This window comes from Paenibacillus sp. URB8-2, assembly GCF_013393385.1.
Lineage (GTDB): Bacteria > Bacillota > Bacilli > Paenibacillales > Paenibacillaceae > Paenibacillus_AQ.
Map to the genome: position 1 here is coordinate 911,188 of NZ_AP023239.1, position 23,999 is coordinate 935,186.

At 51.9% G+C, this 23,999-nt stretch carries 16 protein-coding genes; 11 read left to right on the forward strand and 5 right to left on the reverse strand.

Translation table 11 applies throughout. The annotated features are described in order from the left end of the window. Positions 1–26 precede the first annotated feature (26 nt). Both PUR_RS04225 and PUR_RS04230 read right to left on the reverse strand, forming a co-directional pair. Complete coding sequence (locus tag PUR_RS04225) at positions 27–890, reverse strand: DUF6544 family protein (RefSeq protein WP_197970125.1); 864 nt, start codon at positions 888–890, stop codon at positions 27–29. Between the two features lie 107 nt (positions 891–997). Further along, entirely contained in the window at positions 998–1,405 is a 408-nt protein-coding gene (locus PUR_RS04230) for an acyltransferase family protein (RefSeq protein WP_179034165.1), read from the reverse strand. 218 nt (positions 1,406–1,623) lie between these two features. Here PUR_RS04230 and PUR_RS04235 point away from each other — a divergent pair, with 218 nt between their 5' ends. Beyond that, on the forward strand, positions 1,624–3,045 hold the full coding sequence (locus PUR_RS04235; RefSeq protein WP_179034166.1) for an NAD-dependent malic enzyme: 1,422 nt from the start codon (positions 1,624–1,626) through the stop codon (positions 3,043–3,045). A 356-nt stretch (positions 3,046–3,401) separates the two neighbouring features. Here PUR_RS04235 and PUR_RS04240 read toward each other — a convergent pair whose 3' ends face one another. Then, positions 3,402–4,949: an acetate--CoA ligase gene (locus tag PUR_RS04240; protein ID WP_442953826.1), complete on the reverse strand. Its 1,548-nt coding sequence runs from the start codon at positions 4,947–4,949 to the stop codon at positions 3,402–3,404. A 282-nt stretch (positions 4,950–5,231) separates the two neighbouring features. Between PUR_RS04240 and PUR_RS04245 the strand changes: the two genes are divergently transcribed. The 5 genes from PUR_RS04245 to PUR_RS26275 all read left to right on the forward strand — a co-directional run bounded on the left by PUR_RS04245 (position 5,232) and on the right by PUR_RS26275 (position 11,408). Next, positions 5,232–6,992, forward strand: coding sequence for a class I adenylate-forming enzyme family protein (locus PUR_RS04245; RefSeq protein WP_179034168.1), 1,761 nt, complete (start codon positions 5,232–5,234; stop codon positions 6,990–6,992). After that, the gene (locus PUR_RS04250; protein WP_179034169.1) at positions 6,985–8,061 is read left to right on the forward strand and encodes an acyltransferase family protein; all 1,077 of its coding nucleotides are present in this window, start codon (positions 6,985–6,987) and stop codon (positions 8,059–8,061) included. Before PUR_RS04245 ends, PUR_RS04250 begins: the two co-directional genes overlap by 8 nt. 133 nt (positions 8,062–8,194) lie before the next feature. After that, positions 8,195–10,162, forward strand: a complete 1,968-nt coding sequence (locus tag PUR_RS04255; RefSeq protein WP_179034170.1) for an asparagine synthetase B family protein — start codon at positions 8,195–8,197, stop codon at positions 10,160–10,162. Continuing rightward, positions 10,159–11,076, forward strand: coding sequence for a hypothetical protein (locus PUR_RS04260; protein ID WP_179034171.1), 918 nt, complete (start codon positions 10,159–10,161; stop codon positions 11,074–11,076). Before PUR_RS04255 ends, PUR_RS04260 begins: the two co-directional genes overlap by 4 nt. 197 nt (positions 11,077–11,273) lie before the next feature. After that, on the forward strand, positions 11,274–11,408 hold the full coding sequence (locus PUR_RS26275) for a hypothetical protein (RefSeq protein WP_269474698.1): 135 nt from the start codon (positions 11,274–11,276) through the stop codon (positions 11,406–11,408). A 208-nt stretch (positions 11,409–11,616) separates the two neighbouring features. Here PUR_RS26275 and PUR_RS04265 read toward each other — a convergent pair whose 3' ends face one another. Continuing rightward, complete coding sequence (locus tag PUR_RS04265; RefSeq protein ID WP_179034172.1) at positions 11,617–13,323, reverse strand: ABC transporter ATP-binding protein; 1,707 nt, start codon at positions 13,321–13,323, stop codon at positions 11,617–11,619. 262 nt (positions 13,324–13,585) lie between these two features. On the opposite strand from PUR_RS04265, the gene PUR_RS04270 reads away from it, so the two are divergent. Further along, a complete protein-coding gene (locus tag PUR_RS04270; RefSeq protein WP_179034173.1) occupies positions 13,586–13,900 on the forward strand; it encodes a hypothetical protein in 315 nt (104 codons plus the stop codon). Positions 13,901–14,041: 141 nt separating this feature from the next. On the opposite strand, the gene PUR_RS04275 is transcribed toward PUR_RS04270, so the two are convergent. Then, positions 14,042–18,088 carry an S-layer homology domain-containing protein gene (locus PUR_RS04275; RefSeq protein ID WP_179034174.1) on the reverse strand — a complete coding sequence of 1,349 codons (4,047 nt, stop codon included), beginning with the start codon at positions 18,086–18,088 and terminating at the stop codon, positions 14,042–14,044. Between the two features lie 255 nt (positions 18,089–18,343). Between PUR_RS04275 and PUR_RS04280 the strand changes: the two genes are divergently transcribed. The 4 genes from PUR_RS04280 to PUR_RS04295 all read left to right on the forward strand — a co-directional run bounded on the left by PUR_RS04280 (position 18,344) and on the right by PUR_RS04295 (position 23,979). Continuing rightward, on the forward strand, positions 18,344–20,482 hold the full coding sequence (locus tag PUR_RS04280) for a right-handed parallel beta-helix repeat-containing protein (RefSeq protein WP_179034175.1): 2,139 nt from the start codon (positions 18,344–18,346) through the stop codon (positions 20,480–20,482). 203 nt (positions 20,483–20,685) lie between these two features. Further along, the gene (locus PUR_RS04285) at positions 20,686–21,432 is read left to right on the forward strand and encodes a YveK family protein (protein ID WP_179034176.1); all 747 of its coding nucleotides are present in this window, start codon (positions 20,686–20,688) and stop codon (positions 21,430–21,432) included. Continuing rightward, on the forward strand, positions 21,422–22,081 hold the full coding sequence (locus PUR_RS04290; protein WP_232101713.1) for a CpsD/CapB family tyrosine-protein kinase: 660 nt from the start codon (positions 21,422–21,424) through the stop codon (positions 22,079–22,081). The genes PUR_RS04285 and PUR_RS04290 overlap by 11 nt, the downstream gene beginning before the upstream one ends. A 53-nt stretch (positions 22,082–22,134) precedes the next feature. Then, a complete protein-coding gene (locus PUR_RS04295; RefSeq protein WP_179034178.1) occupies positions 22,135–23,979 on the forward strand; it encodes a polysaccharide biosynthesis protein in 1,845 nt (614 codons plus the stop codon). The last annotated feature ends 20 nt before the right edge of the window (positions 23,980–23,999 follow it).

Below are 23,999 nucleotides of genomic sequence, written 5' to 3' on the forward strand. Positions count from 1 at the left end.
CCAGACCATAACCCTCTTTTTCCTCTTTAGAATAGTTCCGGTTTATTGTACTCGATTTCCGTAATCTCGCACTGAAACCAGGTGAAATCTCCGGTCTTTTCCTTCCAAATGATATCCGACCTTGAAGGAATCCGTATTCCGTTAAACTCTTTAAACTCTCTATTAACTCCGCCCCAATCGCTCAAAATATACTGCCCGTCTACTTCCTTGTATCTTTTGGCGGTAAAGCTGGTTAGATCCCCCTTCTCATTGACAGTGAACACCCCGGAGGCGCCTACTCCCTGGCAGGTCATGGTAGCCCGTGCGGAGTTTTCGTCAATCGGCTCCCATGTGATATATGAATTTAAAGCCGCAGTCGGAAACCAGGGCATCTCGGCCAGATATCGGAGCAGTGTGCTAATGTCCATTTCAGGACCCTGTGCATCTACGACCGGAAATAAAGACAGAAGCTTTATGCTCATTTTGCCTTTGCCTTCCCGGTAGTGATCCAGTCCGGACAGATGTAGCAGAAGGGCCATTTGAACATCGGCTTGCCAGACGAATCCGGGTTCGTCCGCTCTGAAATATTGCACGGCCTTGGCCGGCATCCATCGCCCGCCTTCTTTTGTTCGCATCCGCCCGGTTTGTTTCAAGCGAACGGATGTGATTTTTTCTTTTCCGACAATCTGGGAGTTCTCCAGCCATCTTTGTACGGGAAGAGGCAGAACCGCCAAGTCTCCCTGCCGAATGATTTCGGTTGATTTGTTGGGACTTGCGCCGAGCAATTGTCTTGCTTGCTTCTTGGCATTTTGATTAAATCTCAGGCGGCCTGCCTTTATAACGGTGACAAGCGCGATAACAAAAACTGTGAGAATCGCAAACGTTGTTAATAACTGCAGAGGCATGTTCATGATTCCTTTCTTCATTGCTTTGGGGTTCGGATTATGAACACTGTTTATTTATTGAACAATGTTCAATGTCAAGTTACTACGTTGCCGGTTCGTTGTCAATATTTGTTTTATGAAGCTGTCTCACGGATGTTGACTATGCTGAAGCTCCGTTTTGATGAAGAACCTTTTCGGTTGTCGGCTCCTTTTTGCAAATTGATACCTGACATAAACGCAAGTTTAATCATGTACAGGCCGTTCGGATGAAAGGTTAACACCACCAGAGGAAACGAAATCAGGAATGTTAGCAAATGAACCGGATAGATTCTTGCCAATCTGGCGACATAGAAAGCTCTAATCGTGTTGCCGCTATGCTCACCTAGCTTGTCCTGATAATTGTAGGTTAATATAAAGCCGGATAAAATGAAGAAAAAGGAGACGCCGGCTGAGCCAAGCTGATAACCGGAGAACAAATTCTGGTGAAACAGGAATACCATTAATGCGGCGATGAACCGAAATGTAGTGAGTGATCGTAACATTGGAGTTCCTCCTCTTTTCGTTCTTTAAAAAGAACATAAATGTATCTTATAAAGAGAGAATGCTTTTTTCAAGCTTATTTATCATAGTTATGAGGTTTGTTGCCGGGGGCCTGAAAGCAGATAGGGTTATTTGTCGGTCGTATTGCTATTGGAAGATTAAGATGAATGGTGTCTGTGGTATAGTGGAAGCAGGAGTCACAGGACAAAGGGGGCTTACAATGACGATTTCAACAACGATGATTATCCGGCTGGATATCGAGAAGTCGGTCGCTTCTTTCGGAGATGTCGCTTCCGGAATTGCCGGGGTGGGCGGGGATATTATCGCCATAGACGTTATCCGCGCAGGCAGGGAGGTAACGACCCGGGACATTACGGTAAATGTGCAGGACGCCGGCAATGTGGAGATCATCCGCGTGCTGTCGGGCATGCCGGGGATTAAAGTTGTCAATGTATCCGACCGGACGTTCCTGGCCCATCTTGGCGGCAAAATCGAGGTCACCCCGAAGCTGCCGATCAAGAACCGCGAGGACCTGTCACAGGTCTATACGCCCGGGGTGGCGCGGGTCAGCATGGCTATCGCGGAGGATAAATCGAAAGCGTATACATTGACGATGAAACGCAACACGGTTGCGGTTGTGACGGATGGGACGGCGGTGCTTGGACTGGGAGATATCGGACCGGAAGCGGCCATGCCGGTAATGGAAGGCAAAGCGATGCTGTTCAAGCAGCTGGCCGGAATCGACGCTTTTCCGCTCTGTCTCGATACGAAAGATCCGGATGAAATCGTCAGAATCGTCAAGGCGGTCGCCCCCGGCTTCGGCGGCATCAACCTGGAGGATATCTCCTCGCCCCGCTGCTTCGACATTGAGCGGCGGCTGGCGGAGGCGCTTGATATCCCCGTCTTCCACGATGATCAGCACGGTACGGCGGTCGTCGTTCTGGCGGGCCTGCTGAACGCGCTCAAAGTGGTCGGCAAGCCGTTTGAGACGGCGCGAATCGTCGTTGCAGGAATCGGCGCGGCGGGCGTATCCATCTGCAATCTGCTGTTGTCCGCCGGGGCGGGGCATGTCTGCGCGGTGGACAAGGAGGGTATCCTCTGTAAAAACATACCCTACACCAACGAAGAATGGCGGCAGCTTGCCGAATCTACAAATCCGGAAGGGATTACAGGTCTGCTAGGAGAAGCGGTTAAGGGTGCGGATGTGTTCATCGGGGTGGCGGGCGCCGGCATCCTGACCGTCGAGCATGTCCAAAGCATGGCCCCGGAGAGCATCATCTTTGCGATGGCCAATCCGATTCCGGAAATTCAGCCGGAGCTGGCGGAGCCGCATGTGCGCGTTCTGGCGACGGGAAGAAGCGATTATCCGAATCAGATCAACAACGTGCTGTGTTTCCCCGGCATCTTCCGTGGCGCTCTCGACTGCCGGGCAAGGACCGTCAATCTGGAGATGAAGCTGGCGGCCGCCCAGGCAATCGCAGCGGTGGTTCAGCCCGATGAACTGAACGAGCTTTATATTATACCCAGCATTTTTAATGAAAAAGTGGTTGAGCACGTACGCGGCGCGGTCATCGAGGCGGCGATCCGGACCGGATCGGCTCGCAGAATACCGCCGGATTTTGCGGGATGGCACGAGAAATAAAAAGCGGAACAAATTTGCTTGCGTAAAGGAGATAGAGAATCCATGCACCAACCAGGTTTCTTTTTTTGGGGCGGGCTTGCGCCTCTCGTTTTTATCGGGTGGCTCGTATCCATTGGATTGGGGATCTATGCGTTTGTTCTGTTCGTTAAACTTGCCCGTAGAGGAATCGAAGCCTTGGATTTGTATATATACGCTAAAAACCGGGAAATACGCGATCATTATGAATCCGTGAATCGGAAGGATTGATGCCCGGAGCGCTATAAAGTGCTTTGGGGAAAAGAAAAAACAGTTAACCCCGTCAGACCAATGCCTGACGGGGTTAACTGTTTTAGAATTGAAAAACCAATCAGCAGGACTTACTCGCTCCCCGCGCGTTCCCGCGCCCGCAGCTCGACCCGGCGGATTTTGCCCGAGCTTGTCTTCGGGAGGTCGGAGATGAACTCGATTTTACGCGGATATTTGTAAGGAGCCGTCCATTCCTTGGTATGGGCCTGCAGCTCTTTCACCAGCTCCGGCGAAGCGGCGCTCTCATCCCGCAGAACGATAAAGGCTTTGACTACATGGCCCCGGACTTCGTCGGGACTGGCTACGACCGCACATTCTTTGACCAAGGGATGCTTCATGAGCGCTTCCTCCACCTCAAAGGGTCCGATCGTGTAGCCGGAGCTGATAATAATATCGTCGCCGCGGCCCTCGAACCAGAAATAGCCGTCCTCGTCCTTGGATGCCCGGTCGCCGGTAATAAAGTAATCGCCGTGAATGCAGCTCGCTTTGCGTTCCGGGTCTTTATAGTAGGTCTGGAACAGAGCCGGCATGTTCACATGAACGGCAATGTCGCCGACCTCTCCTGGAGGAAGCGGGATGCCTTGCTCGTCCACCACTTCGATCATGCCCTGCGCGGTCGCCCGGCCCATCGAGCCGATCCGAATCGGCATGTCCTTCAGCGTACCGATCAGCAGCGTGCTTTCCGTCTGTCCGTAGCCGTCCCGGATCATGATGTCGAAGTGGCGCTTGAACTCGTTGATGACCTCCTGATTTAGAGGCTCCCCGGCAGATACCGCGCAGCGGAGGCGGGAAAGGTCATACCGGCCGAGTCCGTCAATTTTGGCCATCAGCCGGTACTCCGTCGGCGTACAGCACAGGACGTGGATATCCCGGTCCTGAATCAACTGCAAATACCGGTTCGGATGAAAAGCCCCGTTGTAGATAAATCCGGTGGCACCGTTGCCGAGCACGGACAGGAACGGGCTCCAGATCCACTTTTGCCAGCCGGGAGCGGCCGTGGCCCATACCGTATCCGATTCCTGGATGTCGAGCCACAGCGAGGTGATGCGCAAATGCGCGTAGCCCCATCCGTGGGTATGAACGACCGCCTTCGGGTTGCCGGTGGTGCCAGAAGTGTAGGCGAGGATCGCCATATCGTCCCGGCCGGTGGGAGCGGCGGCATAGGTATCCGGCCGTCCTTCCATCAGTTCCTCCAGGTTCAGCCAGCCGTCTTCGGCTTCGCCGGCGCCATCGGATACCGAGAGGCGGAAATCGAGAGCCGGAAGATCCTCCGCAATTTTATTCACTTCTCCCGTAACCTCCGACCAGCAGATCACCGCTCTGGCTTCGGAGTGGCGGAGGCGGTAGGCCAGATCCTTCGCGCGCAGCATTTCGGAAGAAGGAATGATGACGAGCCCGAGCTTCAGGCACGCCAGATAGATCACATAGGCGATGATTCGGCGCGGAACCATAACGAGAACCCGGTCGCCCTGGCGCAGTCCAAGCTCAGCCAGACCTCCGGCCAGCCGATTGGCCCGCTTCAGCAGTTCGCCATACGTAATTTCCACATACTCGCCTTTGTCGCTTAACCATTTCAGCGCAAGCTTGCCGGAAGGATGGCGTTCCATCTCCGACGTCATATTGTAACGCTCCGGAGCTATCCATTGCTCATTATCCAATACCAACATCTCCTTTATAGGCACAAGGCGTCTTCACTCATCAAAGTATATTTGTTCTCTCCTATTGTAGCATGAACTCTTAGTACCAGATGCTAAATTTGATGTCAATATAAAAAAATTCTTGGTGCAGCTATCCTAGATTCGGACTTTATAAATAACGAATGTTGTTCTTTATAAAGTAAATCAAAGGTGATAAATTAGATACAAGTCCGAATAATCCATTGTGCATTGGGGGCACGGATCATGGAGAATACGCAAGAGTTCAACAGGGATACAGTTTTCGAATTGCTTAAGAAGCGGGCGGCCTATGCCCCCCGCGATATTGCCTACAGTTTCCCGGAATGGGAGCAGCATTATACCTGGTCCGACATGTGGGAGAACGCCGCCGTTCTGGCAAAAGGCTTTTTGCGCCTGGGAGTGAAAAAGGGCGACCGGATCGCGCTGCTCATGCAGGGAAGGATTGAAATGATCCTTGCCATGTTCGGAGCGGCTTGTATCGGCGCCATTGTCGTTCCGCTTAACGCTTATTCCAAAAAAGATGAGCTTCAGGGCTATCTGGACGATTCAAAGCCTGAACTGCTGATTATTGGAACAGAAGGGCATGGCCACCACTATCCCACGCTTGTCCGGGAAATGTTCGCGGAATCGGATAAGGAACGCCCGTGGATTCCCGCCCATGTGTTCGTGGTGGGCCGCGAAGAGGAGGCCGAACTCCCTTTTCTTCCTTTTTCGGATCTGTATGCGCTGGCCGGCCAGATACGGGAAGAAGAGTTTGTGGAAGTGTGTGCAGCCGTGCGATGCAAAGATCCGCTTATTCTTCTGTATACCTCGGGAACGACCGGACGGCCCAAGGGGGTTCTTCGTTCGACCTCCTCCTTCCTGGTATCGGACGGCGGCTCCGCACAGCGCGGCAAAATGGCTGAATGGCTTACCCGTCTAAGCGACCGCATGATCCGGAGATTTTCGCTCATGAACCTGCTTCCGCTGTACCATCTGGGCGGCTTTGCCTCCATATTTACCGGGCTTAAAGCCTGCAATATCCGGATTGTCATGCTCAGCCACTTTAATCCTGTGAGCGCTTTATCGGCGGTGGAGCGGGAGAGGTGCTCGATCCTGTCGGGAACTCCATTTATGATTCAGCACATGCTTGCCGTCCCGGGACGGGAGGGATACAATTTGTCGTCACTACTGGGCGTCGTGTTTACGTCGTCGGCGGTAAATGGCTCTTTGCTGAAAAATATGATCCATGATCCTCAACTGAAGCTGGTCTTCTTCATGGTCAGCTACGGTTCGTCCGAAGCGGGATCGGTATCCAACGGCGTCTGCTTTGTGAACCGCAGAAAGAATGCGGCGTGGTCCATGTTGTTCAGACTGTTGAATTACTCCAATCTGCTCAGCGGGCGCATCGATCCCGGCGAATTTGAAGACGGAGACTGCAGCCTCGGGGGAAAGGTCGACCGCGGGGTTCAAGTTCGGATCGTGCATCCGGAGACGGGGGCCGTTCTTTCCTGCCTCGAACAAGGCGAAATTCAAATCCGGAGCCACCGGGTCATGCGCTATTTCAAGGAGAACCAAGCCTGCTGTTCTTTCACGGAGGACGGCTGGTACAAATCCGGGGATTTGGGCTTTTTGGATGACAGGGGCCATCTGAAAATCACCGCCAGAATGAAACGCATCATCTCGCGGGGCGGGGAAAAAATATGTCCGGTTGAAATCGAAAACGTCCTCATGAATCATAAGGACGTAAGCGCGGCTATGGTGGTCGGCATTCCCGATGAGCTGTACGGGGAACTCGTCTGCGCCTGCGTAATCGGGAAAAAAGGGGCGAATCTGACCGAGGAACGGCTGCGGATGGAGATTACGCCGCATTTGTCGGCCTTCAAGATTCCCCGGTATTTTGTGTTCCTTGACGAGCTCCCGCTGTCGCCGACAGGGAAGCTTGCGGTTCCCGCCATTCAGGGACTTGCTCTGGAACGGATAGGAGAGCTTAGGAAAAATGCGTAGATACTACCCCGGGATCACGATATTCAAGCTCGCCGGCTCGCTGATAGTGCTGATCGCGCATGTAATGTTGTTCCGGTATTTCGGTGAGATGCCGAATGGGCAGATGAATTATATTTTTAACGCCATGAAAGTCATTGTGCCCTGCTTTTATATGATTTCCGGGTTTTTGGCTTATCGGGGGTGGTCCGGGGCCGAAAATCCAGCCGCCTATGTACGCAAGTACCTGACCCGGATTTTAGTGGTCTACGGTTTCTTTTGTCTCATCTTTGCCGGGGAGTTTGTCGTTCCGGCTTTGATCAGGGGAGGTTTAACGGCGTCCAACCTTTTTTTGCAGGCCAAAATAATGGCGGCGATGTTCCTGCTGAACGGACCCTTTATCCAGCTGTGGTTTATTCCGCCGCTTATGTTCGGGATGCTGCTGGCTTACTTTCTATTCCGAAGAACATCTCTTCGGGCTGCGGCCGTCCTGACCTTGCTTGGATTTCTGCTCGCTCAAACGTTATTCGGTACGCTCCGTGCGATTCTGGACGCTATAACGGGCGGCATCCCCTTTTTGGACACGGATTACGGCGGGTATTTGGAGCTCTTCGCCGAGCGTTATCTGGGCTACGGTCTTACGTTCGTAACGGCGGGAGCTTTCATCGCCAAATATGAAGAACGGTTTTTGCGGCTGGGTGCAAGGTTCTTTCTCGTTCCGGCTGCAGTGCTTACTCTTATTGAAACGCTGCTTCTTATGCTTGGAGCCAAGTGGACCCCTGATTATTCTTTGGCCTTTTGCATGATTCCGAATACCGTCCTGTTCTTTTATGGAGTGCTTCGCATCAAGAGCCGCTCTATCCAGGCCTATCACTCGACTATCAATCTATTCAGTATGGTGACCTTTTTCGGCCATATTCCTTTCATTCAGATCAACCTTTTGCTGTTGAAATGGGATGTCGCCAGATTGGAGATTACCCGGGGATGGATCGTGCTGCTGATTACGCTGCTGGAATGTCTGGCAGGAACGCTGATACTGGCATTAAGCAAGAGACAAGCGGCCTGGAGCCGTCAAAGAGACCCGTACTCTTAATATTTTTGAAGAGTTTGTTCTTTATTAAGCACGGAAAAGATGGTAAATTAAAAACAAATCTAAGCTGCTTGCAGCCTGCGCTGCCGGCATCATTTACATGCAGGAGCATTAAGATGAGATTTGGAGGGACAGGATGGGTGCGATCAGCGGGATTTACATGTTTGGAAGCGATACGAATGCCGCCCCGGCCGGCTCGTCCATTTTCGGGAAATTGAAAGCCTACTCCTTTAACCGGACAGGAGAATGGGTGGATCAATCCGTGCATCTGGGCTGCGGAATTCTATACAACACGCCTGAATCGAAAATGGAAGAGCTGCCGCGCTGCAATGACAATGGCGCCTTGGTCATTACGGCGGATGCAATTATTGACAACCGGGCTGAGCTGCTGGAACAATTCAACCTGCAACCTGGTGACCCGGCAGTTGTGACCGACAGCGAACTGATTATCCGGGCATACGAAACTTGGGGACATGCCTGTCCCGGGCATCTTATCGGCGATTACGCATTTGCGATTTGGGATATCGGCAAGCAGGAGCTGTTTATCGCGCGTGACGCCATGGGATCAAGGACCTTGTACTATACCTGTGAGGACGGTTATTTTTCCTTTTGCACAGTAGAGAAGCCATTATTGGGTCTGTTCGGCAAGCGGGCCGAGTTGGATGAGAAATGGATTACCGATTTTTTATCGATAGACGGAATTCAACATGAACTGGAATGCGAAGGAACTGTTTACCGGGGGATCAGCCAGCTGCCGCCCGCCCATTATGGAATAGTCAATGCTATGGGTTTGGTCAAAAAGCGGTATTGGGAGCCGTTAAGGGACATTAAGCCGATCGTTTTTGGCAGTGATGAAGAGTATGTTGAAGCCTTTAACCGGTGTTTCTCGGAAGCGGTATCGTGCCGGCTGAGAAGCCTGGGCGAGACGGGGATTTTTCTGAGCGGCGGGATGGATTCCGGTTCGATTGCCTCTGTTGCTGCTCCCCAATTAGCCGATAAGGGGAAAAAGCTGTATGGATTCACATCCGTTCCGGTGCCCGGGTTCAGCGAGCAGCCGTCCGGAACGGCAATCTATAATGAATCCCGTGAAGTCGAGCTTATCGCACAGGCTTACCCTAACATTGATATCACTTACGGGAGCTTTGCTGAAAAAAATTGCCTGACCGATGCCGATGAATTGCTTCGAATCTTTGAGCAGCCTTATAAAATTTTTCAAAACATGACATGGTATCATTCGTTCTTAAAGATGGCCGCCAAAAGAAATTGTACGGTGATGCTGAACGGCCAGACTGGGAACAGTACCATCTCGTATGGCAATTTCGGGGTTCAATTGGCGACGCTGTATAGAAAAGGGAGAATCGCCGCGGCGGCCAGGGAAATTTATGAATTCAGCAAATTGGCGAATGCGCCGGTGAGGAAAGTGCTGAAAAGCGCGATTCCCGTAGTCATGCCGTACCGTTTGAAAGTTTGGAAGAACCGGAGGCAGCTTCGGGAGTTTGACCGTTTTGAGAATATGGTGGTGAAAAGGTCGCTGATCCAAAAATGGGATGTAATCAGCGGGCTCGACCGGATTGGAGCCAATACGCCGATCAGCCGTTTTCCGGATTATGAGGAGGATCGAAAGTCGAGAACCAGTCCTCTGCCGTTTGCGCACATCGGAGCGGTGGAGACCAAATTATCGCTGGCTAATGGAATTACGATCCGTGATCCCTCCCGGGATAAACGCGTCTTCGAATTCTGCATGGCCATTCCATCCGAACAATTTGTGCGGAATGGTCAGGATAGATATTTGCTGCGGCGGGCCATGAAAGGGATACTTCCGGACCCGATCCGGCTGAATATCCGGACCAAAGGGCTTCAAAGCGCGGATTGGATCTATAGGCTGGCTCCGCAGTGGCCCGAGGTTCTCGACGAAGCCGAGAGGGTCCTGGAGCAAGGCGATCTAGAGCCATACGTGGACAAGGATAAGCTGAGGGAGAAGCTTGCCAAGGCCAGCCGGGACATAAACAAGAATGAGGAAAATCTAATCCGGTCTATAGTGATTACCGTCATTTTCTCCAGATTTATAGCAGCATTTAATCCGACACCCGAGGTGGTAAAATGAGCGGTCCTGATTTCCGGTTTCGTTATAAAGCGTTTGGATTGAATATCGCTTCCAATTTCCTGATCGAAGGCCTGCTGCCGGCGGACGGCGAACCTGAAGTCTATATCAAGGAGGGAAAGGTGCCCGTCGACTTGCCCGGTCCTCCGAATTCTTATGGATACACTAGAGTCGGCACAGACGGATTTGCTTTCCGCGTCAAGGACATCGGCACATTTCTCGTTACGGACGGCACACAGATCATCGCAGAACGAAGTGAAGGCTGCGAACCGGGAGCCCATGTTCTATTCATCCTTGGAACCTGTATAGGAGTGCTCTTGTTCCAGCGCGGCCTGCTTCCGGTCCACGGCGGCGCATTGGCGCTGGAAGGGAAGCATATCATCGTAACCGGGCATTCCGGTGCGGGCAAATCTACGCTGACAGCGGCATTGACCAAGCGCGGCTGCGCTTTTTTAGCCGATGATATCGCGGCGCTCCAAGAGGACGAAAGGGGAGAGCCGTGGATTGTGCCCTCTTTCCCAAGACAAAAGCTGTGGCGGGATACGGCCGAGCAGATTTATGGCAGTGTTGATTCATTGGACCGGATTCCGGGTATACGGGATAAGTATCATGTTTCGATGGACGGCGGATTTATTGAGGTTCCCCAAAGGCTGGACGCCCTCTTTGAATTGTCCACGCATCCGGGTTCCGAGGTGATCGTCTCCGAGGTGAAAGGTCCGGAAAAGCTGATGGTTATACTACGGAATATCTATCGCTCCGAGTTCATCGAGCTTATGGGGAAACAGGGTGAGCATTTTATGCGATGTTCCGCGCTTGCCGCAGCGATTCGTGTTTTTCATATCGAACGACCAGAGAATGGTTTTACAGTGGATGAACAAATCAAGGGCATAATTCATAAATTAAACGGAATTTTATAGGGTGATGGAGGATTTTTATGGCATTTTAATGATATTATGACAATAGTTATGCCAAGAATGTTCTCAATAACGACCGAATGATCTTGATTTTTTGAAATATCTATTGTATTGTTATATCAAATATTGCCAGCGGCATCTTGGTTAAACGGGGAATAAGCGGGGCAACGGCGATATTTAAATATCAGGAGGTGGAGTATATGATTAAAAAAGTATGGGAAAAGCCGGAAGTGAAGGAACTGAAAGTGAGCGGCACAGAGTTTGGTACGAAGATTACACCTAAGGTTGATGCCACCTACACTGACGGCACGCATATCTTCTACTCTTTCAGCTAATTCATTTAAAACGGAAGAGACCTCAAACGGGTTCAAGGTTTGAGGTCTCTTTTAATGCGGTTTGATATGAAGAGCTTGTTACTTGCTTTGAGTAACAAGCTCTTGTTGTTCAAATATAAGACTGTATAAGCGGAGCGCTTAACATTTTTACTTATATTTCTACGAGAAACGGTGCCTAAAGGCGATACTCGTATCGCCACTTCGGAAGCTAAAGCTTCTGAAAAGACGGCGATGCCGTTTCTTCTTGGTATAACACGCCACCAGACAGGCGGTAGATATGGTCGCAGACATCGAATACAGACAAGCGGTGGGTGATGGCAATGCATGTTCTTGGCGGCTGGGAGTTCCGGATATTTTGCAGGACCGCCCATTCCGTATCCATATCCAGGGCGGAGGTCGCCTCATCGAGCAGCAGGATGGGCGCCGGCCTCAGCAGGGCCCGGGCGATGGCGATCCGCTGGGCCTGGCCCTCGGATAAGCCGGAGCCATGTTCGCCGATAACCGTATGAATGCCTTCCGGAAGCTTCTCTATAAAGCCCCGGGCACAGGCTGTTTCAATGGCGGCATGTATGTCCTCTTCTGTAGCCGCAGGATTGCCGATCCGCAGATTGTCAGCGATCGTACCGGAGAATAACGTGTTGCCTTGAGGAACGTAGGAAAAATAAGACCGGGTATCAGCCGACAGGCTGACGGGTTCGCGGTCCTTGCCGATGATGCTGATGTTCCCGTTCTGCGGTTCGATCAATGCGAGCAGAAGCCGGAGCAGCGTTGTTTTGCCTTCCCCCGAAGTCCCGATAAGGGCGACAAGCTCGCCGGGATGAATGCGGAGAGAAACATCGGTAAGAATCGGCTTGTTTGCTTCATAGCTGTATGAGACATGTTCCATGCGCAGTTCGGATAAGCTTTCCTTGACGGCCGGGGCGGTCTCTTTTTTAGCTTCCGGCTGCAATTTTTGAAATACGATCAATCGTTCCGCGGATGTGACCATGGCGATGAGGATCGGGAAAGTGCGGGCCAGACCTTCAAGCGGTCCCTGAATTTGTCCTACAAGCTGCAAAAAGGCGGTAAACATCCCGAAACTCGCGGCCCCGGTGGATATTCGGAAAGCGCCCCAGATAAAGGCCAGGAAAAATCCGAGCCGGTAACCGATTCCCATTGTAAGGTCTGCCGCCGCGTTAAAACGGGTGCGTTTAAGTATCCAGAACAATCGGTCCTGCTGGGAAGATTGCACTTTCTCCAAGCTGTTTTTTTCATTCTCGAAGGTTTTAACAATGAGCAGATTCTGGACGCATTCATGCAGCAGGGAGCGATAGCGGCTTTCGGCGGCCTGGATTTGATGCTGCAACTTCTTCAGCTTGCTGCCGATATACCAGCTGATGAGTACGGACACGGGTCCAAGCACGAATGCGAACAGGGCCAGCGTTTTGTCAAAGTACAGCAGCGTAAAAAAGGCGGCCGCGAATTGGACAATCAATGCGACGATGTTCGGCAAGGTATTGATTAATCCATCGGTGACGTTGGCCGAATCGCTTGTCAGGTGGGTCAACAGATCGCCGCTGTGGTATTTCCCGGCGGCGCTCCACTCCGTTCTATACAGCCGGTCCATGAAGCTCCGCTGCAGATCATTGTTGACCGCTTCTCTCAGCTTAACGCTTCTCAAGGTCAGCAAGGAGGAAAGGCCCAACTGGAGAATCAGAATTAAGGCAAAGGCGATGGCGTATAATCCGCTAAGGCGCATGCTGCTCTGCACGGCATGATCGATTACCTGCTTGGAGACGATGGCGAGGGCCGCTCCGCTAAGAGAAATGATGACATTGAGCAGAATGATCGCGGACAGCGCACCCCATTTTCTCTTCATGCACTGTGTCAGCCAGCGGTAAATATCGGTGTTAAAGAGATGCCTAAGTTTGTTCATGCGTAATCTCCCCAATCTGCCGGATTGCTGGAAAAAAGTAACGGTTAAAGCAGGGACTAAAGTGCGGGTATGTTCGCTGAAAGAAACGAACGGAAGTAAATACTTGGATATGCCTCTGGTCTTAAGGTGAAGTCTATCAAAGATAAATCAAAAATCAAGATGTATTTACAAATCCCCCATTCCATTATATTCTTTATAAAGAACTACCTTGTAGTTAATTTAGACTATATGAAAGAGAGGACTCGGAAGTATGGTAACGTGTATGAAGAAATACACACGGCTCACGCTGATTGTGCTGCTTCTCAGTGCGGTTATGCTGCCGGCCTCTGCCTATGCATCCTCCAGCTCGGCAGAAGCGAAGTATTCCTCTTCTTATGCGACCTCCTTTTTATCCTCATTGACCAACGTGTTTGCCTCCTGGTTTGACAAGGAAGCAACAACGTCCCACAGCGGCAACAACACATATGGTAATTGGTTAAGTTGGCTAAAAGGCAGGGACTGCGATGATGAAAGGGATTGGTGGGAGGACAATCAGCATGATTCCTACAAGCTGTGGAAAAAGTATTACTCTTACTGAATTAGTATGGCCCGGGATTTTCCCCGGGCCATTTTTTTAAAATATAAGACTTTATAAGCTGCGCGTTTATCGTTTGGTCTTATATTTTTACGAGAAACGGATGCCGTCCTCTTCCAGAGGACGGCATCCGTTTCTTCTTACTTATTGCTGGATATTTCCGCTCTGAACATCATTGCTCTTAAGAGCCAGCACGGCCTTATTAAGGATATTGTTCTTAACTGTATAGGGCGGCGCATTTGTACCCGCATAGATCGTGGAAATGCCTACAGCGGCGATATTGGAAGTGACGGTATTGCTGATAATCGATACGTTGAATACATCGGCAGGATCATTTCGTTTCCAGTAGTCGTTGATTTTGATCAGCTCTACCGAAGTCCGCGCAAGCTTCATGGCCGTCACCGTATTATTTTCGAGAACGACTCGATTAGCCGTTTCAACCGTAATGGCCGAAGCATCACCCTTGACGTTGAACTTGGAGTTCGTGATCTTCAGATCCAGATTGGCATGGCTTGCGATAAGGGCATTGTTGCCGGTAGCGTTGGAGGCAAAAGTGCAATTATCGAAGCTGTATACGCCACTAGCGACAATCGTTGACCCGAACCGGCTGCCGTCCGCCGCTTCAAATATAGAGTTCGTGTACATGCCCTGCGGTAAAGTCATGCCTTGGGCAGAGTTGAATCCGAGCACCTTGATATTATTGAATGCCGATCCCGGTTTGGGATTGCCGTTGAAGCTGGCGAACGCCGCCTCTCCTGTTACTGTAACATTGGAAACCTCAATGGGTTCTCCGCTTACTGCAAAGCCCGCATCCACTTTCTTTGTAATCTGAATATTCACATTGGAGACTTTGACACCTTTCGGATTCTTGGCGCTGACGGACAGTTTGCCGTTGGTGATCTCCATACCGTCGATGACAATATTGGGCCCTTGGAAGAAGGTGCCGGAATCATTCATCCGGTTACCCAGGAAGGATGCATCATGATAGGCGATAATCCGGGTAGCATCAAAGTGATTGTTTACGACCTTTGCATTTTTGAACGTCTCGGATACCGCAAGTCCGATGGTGCCCTTCGAAGCGAGATGGTTGCCCTCAACGGTCGCGTCATGCCCGTCATACAGGATGACGTCATAAACCGCATTATTGTAGAATTCATTGTTTTTAATAAAAATGTTGGTGTTCAGGTTTCCGTTCTCGCCGTATCCGCCTTCCACATCAATGCCCGACTGCGGCGCGATTCCTTTGATGTCGTGCAGGATGTTGTTCATGATCAGCGCATTGTCGGCGCCACCCACCGTAATACCCTGGCGGCGGTTATAAGCGAACTCGGAATTTTTAACGACCGGATTCTGGGTGACGGTCCGGTTCCAAGCCTCCAGATAGGCGCCGGTTGACGAGGCTTTAATAAATACCAGATGGAAGTAAGCCGCGCCGTCCGGTATCGTCATGATTTCTCTCGCCAAAGCCGGTTGACTCTTGATGAAGGACCCGTCCGTACGATAGAAATACACGGTAAAGTTGCTGGGCAGATTGGCTATATTGGAAATTTCAAAGGTCCGCTCCGTCTTGAAGATGGCGTTGTTAAAATAAATGCCGTCTTTTGTCCGAACCTTTGTGCTGTCGCCGATCGGCTGGCCGCTTGCTCCGATTCCGCCGGAGACGAAGCTGGCGGCGTACAGATCCTTAAACATGGTGCCAAAGCCGCCAAGCACCAGCCCGTCGCCGGTGAAATACATCGCTTTGACGCCATCTATCGTTGTATTCTTCGCGCCTTCAACGAAAATGCCGTATCCGCCTTCGTGGGTGCCCGTATTATAAGGGTCCCGCTGGGAATAGTCATGGGTCTGCTTGTCGCCAATATACGTTCCGCCGCGAAGCGTTACATTGTTGGCGCCGTACCCGACATACATGACATCGTATCGTTCTTTGCCGTTGGTTTCCTTCTGAAGGACGGCATCCATCGGCAGATCGAACAGCATATCGCCGACCATGGCGATCCGGCTGTTCTTGTCGATGAGATAGGTTCCAGGCGGAAGCGTTGTTGCCGTGATGCCTTTCTGGCGGGCCCAGATCAAGGCATTGTTAATGCCCTTGACGGTCTCCACCGGGTGTGTGCCGTCGTTATAGATGCCCCACCGCGCCAGCTCAATCAGATAGTGCGTCGGCGATGCCGACACGGGAGCGCTCAGGGGCGAGCGGTTTCCGCTGGTGTCTACGGCTTCCAACTGAACGGTGTACGCCACGCCGAAATCCAGCCCTTTAGCCTCGTAAAAGTTCTGCAAGAGAGGCTCGGCATTCACTTTTTGTCCGCCCACATAAATATTGTAGCCGGCCAAATCGCTTTCCGTACCGGCCGCCCAGGAGATGGAAACTTTGCTTGGACCGCCCGCGGCCGATACCTGCGCGGGGGTAGCCGGCGGTACAATGTCCTTCGTCCGGATGGAAAGGCCGATGCCGTTTGAAGTCTTCACAACCGTATAAACTGTTTTGAGTGTGAAAGAATATTCTGTTTCCCCGGAGAGTCCTTCCGCTTTGTATCTGCCGTCTGATGAAGAACCGATCAGAACGCCGCCCAGGTAAATATCCACCCGGTTAAAATTGGGGGAGGCGGGATTGTTCCAGGTCAGCGTTACGGATGTGCCGTCGTCCACAGCAGTCAACCCGCTGATTTCCTCGGGAGCCGAGTCATCCGCGGCTTGCGGTGTAGCGGATATCGGGATTGAAGGCCCCGATTCAATCTGGGCGTCATTTACAGCGGTCACATACAGACTGTAGCTTTGGCCGTTCTTCAGTCCGTTCAGCATATAGGTGTCTCCGGTTACCGTAGCGGTATTGCTCTTAGTGCCGTCCCGATAGACATTGTAGCCAATAATGGAGCTCTCGCCGTTCTCCGTCCAATTTAGCAGTACGGCTCCGTCCGAAGCGGAAGCGGACAGTCCGGCCGGAGGAGACGGAAGACTGGCAGGCGCTGTCGTCACGCTTAACTCAGTGCCTGCGGACTCCATGCCGGTCATGTTTACGGTCTTCAATACATAGTGGTGGGTTGTGCCGGGAAGCAGACCGGTTTCCTGATAGAACGTATCGGTTGTCGCTGCCTTCAGGCTTCCTTCTTTATAAATGTTAACGGCTTTAAAATCGGGATACGCCGGGTTGAACCAGGTAAATGACAAGCCTGTTTTACCGCTGAGCGACTTCAAGCCGGAAACTTCCTGCAGCACAGGCGCTTCGCTCGGAGCGGGAGTCGGCTCTGGAGCGGGCGTCATGCCGGGCGCCGGAGCCGGCTCAGGAGCCGGAGTGGGAGTAGGCTCGGGTGCCGGAGCCGCCGCAGCCGGATCGGCAGAGGCGGAAGGAAGCGGCGTTGGCAAAGGCGAAGGCGATGGAGCCGGAGCAACCGGAGGGGCCGCACCGCCCCCGCCACCACCGCCGCCGGCTCCGCCACCACCGCCGATGGCAGCCATCAAACCCGCGGCGGCCGGTTCGCTCGCGGGAACGCCTTCCGGCGAAGCGGATGGGCTGACTGGCGGCGGCGCCGATTCGTCGGGCGATCCGGCGGCGCCGATCCGCAGATCCTGGTAGAGCGTTCTGCCGAGCAGGGCGGCGAATTCGGAGCGAGTCACCATTTTGGACGGCTGAAACTTGCCGTTCTCGTCTCCGGCCGCGATGCCGTTCGTTACCAGCCTGGAAATGGACGAAGCGGCCCAGTGGTTGTCGATGTCGGAAACATGGGCTGCGGCATTCGCGCCCTGGCTGTCCAGATTGAAGGCGCGCGCGATGAGCACGGCGCTGTCGGCCCGGGTAAGCGTCTCGCCGGGGCGGAACGTGCCGTCCGCATAACCGGTAATCAGATTGGACTTCTTCGCGGCTTTAATATAGGGATAAGCCCAATATTCCGACGACACATCGGAAATAGCCTGCGGATCATCCCCATTGGAGTCAACGCCGATGCCGCTTGCCTGCACGATGATTTTTACGGCTTCCGCCCGGGTAATCGGATTGTCCGGACGGAAGGTTCCGTCGTCATAACCGCCGATAAGCTGCTGCTCTTTTAAGCGAGAGATTTCTTGATGTGCCCAGTGTTTGGGCGAAATGTCCGAGAACAGAATCGGACTGGCTGCCTCCGCCTGGGGGAATGTCGGCGTCAGCAAGGCGACGATAATAAAAACAATGAGGGTAAATGCTGTGTTTTTCATATGATTATCCCTTCTTCATGGAAATTTTATCAATGGAAATGGATGCCTGACATAGTTTATCGGAATTCGCAATAACGGATTGAAGACGTAAAATAGGAGATTTAAGGAAAAAAGGCGGGTCTAAAGAACTGTTTTTTTGGAGTGGGACTTAAGCCTTTCCATTCGAAAACAAACGTGATAGTCTAAAATAGAGTGGTTCGTTTTAAAGAACGTATGATATGCGGATGGAATCTGGAACGGGAGGACGAGATCGAAATGAGCAAACCATTATTGAGGTTGATTCTGCCTTTGATCGTTTTGCTGCTTCTTTCGGGGGTGCCGCCTCAGATCTATGGTCAGGATTCACCCGAGCCGCAGCAGCCGGTGACGATTGAGCTGTCCAAGTGGAAGATTTACAATGACGGAACCCATCCGTCGGAAACGACCAAAGGCATCAACGCGGCTTTAGCCATGCTGCATAACAACGGGGTTAAAGTTGTGACACTGCCGTCCGGCACGTACCTGATTGATAAGGACAGCCGTATTAACATGGTCAGCGATATGACGTTTATTTTGCCGGATGACGCGGTGCTGCAAAAGGAAGCAAACGGAAAAGAGCGGTACGAAACGATGTTCCTTGGCTACGGGGTCGATAATGTCACCTTAAAGGGCGGAACATACAGCGGTGATAAGGACCGGCATGATTTCTCCAAAAAGGACAGCCCGCACAGCCCGGGTACGCATGAGAACGGATACGGCATATTGATGGAGGGAGCGTCAGATGTTGTGGTCGACGGCGTCAAGACCGTTAATTTTACCGGAGACGGAATGGCGATCGGCGGCGTTGGCACCTTGATCAAAGACTTGTATGAGGGAGGGTTTGTTCCCGGAGCGCTCGATGCCAAAGGATATGCCGTGAATAATAAGAACAAAATCCGCACCCAATCGCCGATCCCGCTTACCGCTCCCGTTCTTCAAACGGAAAAGATTTTTGAAATTTCAAACGTCAAAAAGCTGCCGTATACGTTTGAAGTCTATTTCTACCAAAGCGGCGGAAAGTTCATCAAGAAGATATCGGCCAAGGCCCGTGACCAAATGGCCATTCCGCCCGGAGCCGCCTATTGTCATCTTGTGCTGAATCAGGCGTCCTCCAAGGGCGGCTATCTGGAAGTGTGGAACCGTGTCGTAAGCCGGAACATTACGGTCCGGAACTCGGAGTCCGCATTCAACCGCCGCCAGGGCATTACGGTCGGCGGAGCCGACAATGTTCTGATTACCGGAAATCGGCTTCACGATATCAAGGGAACGGCTCCTCAGTCCGGTATTGATGTGGAGGGCGGATACGGGGAGAACGGAAATCTGAACACCAACATTACGATTAAAAATAATCAGTTCTACAACAACGCCGCATATGACGCCATTCTTTACGACGGCCGGAACGCTTGGGTGGACGGCAATCATTTTGCATCCAAGGGAACCATTGGACTTGCGATATCCCCGCCATTCAGCAACGCGTGGGTATCGGATAACCATTTTGACGGTACGCGCATCTATGCCTACCATGATGTCTATTTGCAAAATAATGCCATGAACGATTCCGCAACCTTTTTCGAAGGGCCGAATATTGTTATTGATGGAATGAAGATCACGAACGGCATACTCGCCTTAAGCGCAAAAAAGGCCTATGGAATCAAGGTGTCCAATATCGATATCACAATTACGCAAAAAGTGGATGCGGGTTTAAGCGTCAACAATCAACCGGTGCGCCTGTCCAATGTCACGATAACCGGGGAGCCCTCCTTGCGGAGTCTTTCAGGAAACGCGGTTTCCGGAAGTGTGTTTGATCATCTGAAGGTTATAGGCTACAACTCGGCTTATGGGTTGTCCCTGCCCCCTGGGACTTACAAAGACAGCCGGTTCGATGCGTCCGAGGGAGGAAAGTTCGGCACACTTTCAGCCGTTCAGGCCGGAGAGTATGTGTTTGATGGCTGTACTTTTAGAGGGAATACCGACGGTGCGGGCATGCTGTACGCCGAGAACAAGCAATTAAAGCTGACGGTGAAGAACAGCGCTTTCGAGGTGCCCGGCAATATGCAGGCTATCAGTATTCAGGCGGCTCAAAGCGTCCTTGTGGAGAATAATGTTGTGAACGCGGAGCATCTGACTTCCAATAGTACGGAGATTGTTAAAATCAACGATTATTGGAAGCGGAACGAACCGTACGATGTGGGGAGCGCCGTGATCCGGAAGAACAAGATTACTAGCAATCTGCAGGCCGTAGGAATCTCGACGGAGTATGCCGGAATACAGGCGCCTCCTTATACAATAGAAGGGAACACTCTTATTAATGCGCAGCTCTCATTGAAAGCCAATGATAGAGTCAATAATAATATATTGCAGCAGCTTAAATATTGATCGGGCAAAGAAGCGGCTCCAAATGTCATGTGGGGATGACTGGCGGCTGCTTCTTTTTTGTGCGTGTAAACGAACGAATGATGATCTTAATAACAAACAAAATCAACATAATTAAGGGGATAATAGTTGACATGTTCTATATAAAGAACTAAAATTAACGCACAACGTTCTTTATTAAGTTACTCTTTAAAGTGGGTGAAAACATGGAAGATGAGAACGCGGCATATGAAAAAGAATCTCCAGCGAGAGCCCCGGTCAAGGAAATCAATCTGAAAGAATGGGCTTTAGTCATCAAAAGGAGAATATGGATTATTCTCCTGCCGACCCTCCTTTTTGCCGTGCTGGGGGGACTCTACAGTTCACAGCCGGAAGTGCCCCTGTACTCCTCTTCGGCCAGAATCATGATTCCCGCGACTACACCCGAGCAGCTCAGCACAATCAAAGTATTCATTCGGGAACCGGTCGTTCTGGAACGAGTGATCCAGGAGACGGGAATCCCCAGATCGCCTGGAGGTTTGCGCGGTCAGATCAGTGTGGACAGTGTGGACAATTCCATCATTACGCTCATTTCGGTTGTCGACACGGACCCTGCGGTCGCGCCGCAGCTCGCCAATGCCGTCGTTCGCGTCTTTGCCGATGAAGTAAGCAAGCGTATGGGCTTTACCGGGATCAGTGTTCTTACGGAAGCGGCGGAATCGCCGAATCCCACGCCGATTAATCCGCCAAGCGACCGTGCGCTGAAGGTAGGGTTGTTTGCCGGTCTTGTCATCGGTTTGGGTCTGGCCTTCTTGCTGGATTCGCTGGATGACACCCTGCGCTCCGAGAAAGACATTGAACAGATATTAGGCATCGATTCACTGGGGCAGGTCTCCAAATTCCAGCGGAAAAACTTCTCGGGCAATTCCAGACGAAAAAATGAGTATATACGAGGTGAAGCCATTGGCTCATAGGGAGAAAAAATTGGATTCGCGGTCGGTTCACGGCTGTCTTCTCGTTCATAATAACCCCGCGGCGGCTGCCTCCGAGCAGTACAGAAGGATAAGGAACAACATTCGGATTGCTGCGGGTAAAAAAGAGCGGCTTTCACTGGTCATTACTTCTCCTTCGACTGGGGAAGGGAAATCGACTTCTGCCGTGAATTTGGCGATCAGCTTCGCCCAGCGGGGAGATAAGGTGCTGCTTGTGGACGCCAATGTCAGGAACCCGATTCTGAATCAGGTATTTGGCATCAAGCAATGGCCCGGGCTCTCCGACGGATTGGCCACCAGCATTGAATTTGACGAAATCGTATATCCGACGAACATTGATGGGCTAACCGTCATTCCTGGCGGGTCGCCTATGCCGGGAGCGGCCGATCTGCTGGATTCCCAGGCGATGAAGGAATTGCTGGAGCGGGCCAAAGCCGAATATACCGTTATCCTGATCGACAGCCCGGCGGTGCTGGATTCCCCCGACGCGATTGCGCTGGCGGGCCGGTGCGATGGGGTCGTACTCATTCTTCGCAGCGGAAAGACACAGCAGAAGAATGCCTTTGAAGCGAAGCGTCTGCTGGATTTCGGGAAAGTGAAAATTTTAGGCAGCCTGCTTAACCGGAGTTAGGAATAGGGACGATAGCCGCACTTCATTTGTTTTAGGGAAGGGGTGAGTGAACGTTGTTTTATAAGCATCGTCTATCCGTTTTAATTGTTTTGGATTCGTTTATTGTGCTGACGGCTATATTTGCAAGCAGCTTTCTGGTAAACGCTACTCTTAACGTATTTACATATCCGGTGATTGTCAGTTCGGTCACATTGCTCTTCAGTCATCACATCTTCGCTTTTGTGTACCATCTCTATCGCAAAGCCTGGAAGTATGCGGGTGTTGAAGAAAGCCTCCTCATTGCGAAAGTGGTGTCTTTCTCCATGCTGGCGGCGGCTACCGTGCAATTCGTCTTCTCGTTTGACGTTCAATACCGGCTGCTGCTGGTAACCTGGATGCTTCATATGATGCTGATCGGCGGATCGCGTTTTTGCTGGCGGGTACTCAGGACCGCTCAGGCGAAGCAGGAGACGGGCAGCACGACGGACGGCGCCAAACGGACGCTGATCATCGGCGCGGGCTCGGCCGGAACAATGGTTGCAAGGCAGCTGCTGTCCGGATCAGACAAGGAGCTGAAGCCGGTCGCTTTTGTCGACGATCATTTGAGCAAGCTTGGTCTTGATATTATGGGGATTCCCGTTGCCGGCAGAATCAAGGATATTGAATATCTGGCCGGGCGGTATAAGGTTGACCATATTGTCATCGCCATTCCTTCACTGCCCAAAGACCGGCTGAAGGCAATCTGCGAAGAATGCGCCAAGACCTCCGCCAAGACCCAGACGATTCCAATGCTTGAGGACATAGCGAGCGGCAAAGTGGCGGTCAGCCAATTCCGGGACGTTCAGGTCGAGGATCTGCTTGGCAGAGAACCGGTGCGGCTTGATCTTGACAGCATTTCGGGATATGTAACGGGCAAGGTCGTTCTCGTCACGGGAGCGGGCGGCTCCATCGGCTCGGAGGTATGCAGGCAAATCTCCAGATTCCGGCCCAAAAAGCTGGTGCTGCTCGGTCATGGAGAGAACAGCATCTATACGATTGAAATCGAGCTTAAAGCGATGTTCCGGGACTCGGGCATTCAATTTTATACCGAGATCGCGGATTTGCAGGATGAGAGCAAAATTATCAGCTTGATGAAATTTCATCATCCGGATGTTGTCTATCACGCCGCTGCCCACAAGCATGTGCCGCTGATGCAGCGCAATCCCGAGGAAGCGGTCAAGAATAACATTATCGGTACGATGAATGTCGCGCAGGCCGCAAGCCTGTCGGGAGTGGGAACGTTTGTCATGATCTCGACGGACAAAGCGGTAAATCCGACCAGCGTCATGGGTTCGACCAAACGGATCGCCGAAATGATCATCCAGCATATGGACCGGTTCAGCTCAACCAAATTTGTCGCCGTCCGGTTCGGCAATGTGCTGGGCAGCCGCGGCAGCGTGATCCCGCTGTTCCGGAACCAAATTGAACAGGGCGGACCGGTGACCGTTACTCACCCCGATATGGTCCGGTATTTCATGACGATTCCCGAAGCGTCGCGGCTGGTCATTCAGGCGGGCGCTCTGGCGCGCGGGGGAGAAATTTTCGTGCTGGATATGGGCGATCCGGTCAAAATTGTCGATTTGGCCAAAAATCTGATCCGCATGTCGGGATACTCCATCGAGGAGATCGGCATTGAGTTCACCGGCATGAGACCAGGAGAGAAGCTGTATGAAGAGCTGCTGAGGGATACGGAAGTTCATGATGGGCAGGTCTATCCCAAGATTTATGTCGGCAAGTCATACGAAGTGAACTTTGAATCCATCAATCACCTGCTCAAGGTCTATGATTCGCTGTCCATCGAAGAGCTGAGAAGCCTGCTGCTCGATATTGCCAACAACCGGATTGAAAAGGTGCCTCTTATGAAAGCAACGGTCGTCTAGACGCCAAGGAAAGGAAGGCC

Bases quoted from the DNA above. Each gene is read 5' to 3' on its own strand.
- PUR_RS04225 (WP_197970125.1), bottom strand. From the start codon at position 890: ATGAACATGCCTCTGCAGTTATTAACAACGTTTGCGATTCTCACAGTT.
- PUR_RS04230 (WP_179034165.1), bottom strand. From the start codon at position 1,405: ATGTTACGATCACTCACTACATTTCGGTTCATCGCCGCATTAATGGTA.
- PUR_RS04235 (WP_179034166.1), top strand. From the start codon at position 1,624: ATGACGATTTCAACAACGATGATTATCCGGCTGGATATCGAGAAGTCG.
- PUR_RS04240 (WP_442953826.1), bottom strand. From the start codon at position 4,949: ATGACGTCGGAGATGGAACGCCATCCTTCCGGCAAGCTTGCGCTGAAA.
- PUR_RS04245 (WP_179034168.1), top strand. From the start codon at position 5,232: ATGGAGAATACGCAAGAGTTCAACAGGGATACAGTTTTCGAATTGCTT.
- PUR_RS04250 (WP_179034169.1), top strand. From the start codon at position 6,985: ATGCGTAGATACTACCCCGGGATCACGATATTCAAGCTCGCCGGCTCG.
- PUR_RS04255 (WP_179034170.1), top strand. From the start codon at position 8,195: ATGGGTGCGATCAGCGGGATTTACATGTTTGGAAGCGATACGAATGCC.
- PUR_RS04260 (WP_179034171.1), top strand. From the start codon at position 10,159: ATGAGCGGTCCTGATTTCCGGTTTCGTTATAAAGCGTTTGGATTGAAT.
- PUR_RS26275 (WP_269474698.1), top strand. From the start codon at position 11,274: ATGATTAAAAAAGTATGGGAAAAGCCGGAAGTGAAGGAACTGAAAGTG.
- PUR_RS04265 (WP_179034172.1), bottom strand. From the start codon at position 13,323: ATGAACAAACTTAGGCATCTCTTTAACACCGATATTTACCGCTGGCTG.
- PUR_RS04270 (WP_179034173.1), top strand. From the start codon at position 13,586: ATGAAGAAATACACACGGCTCACGCTGATTGTGCTGCTTCTCAGTGCG.
- PUR_RS04275 (WP_179034174.1), bottom strand. From the start codon at position 18,088: ATGAAAAACACAGCATTTACCCTCATTGTTTTTATTATCGTCGCCTTG.
- PUR_RS04280 (WP_179034175.1), top strand. From the start codon at position 18,344: ATGAGCAAACCATTATTGAGGTTGATTCTGCCTTTGATCGTTTTGCTG.
- PUR_RS04285 (WP_179034176.1), top strand. From the start codon at position 20,686: ATGGAAGATGAGAACGCGGCATATGAAAAAGAATCTCCAGCGAGAGCC.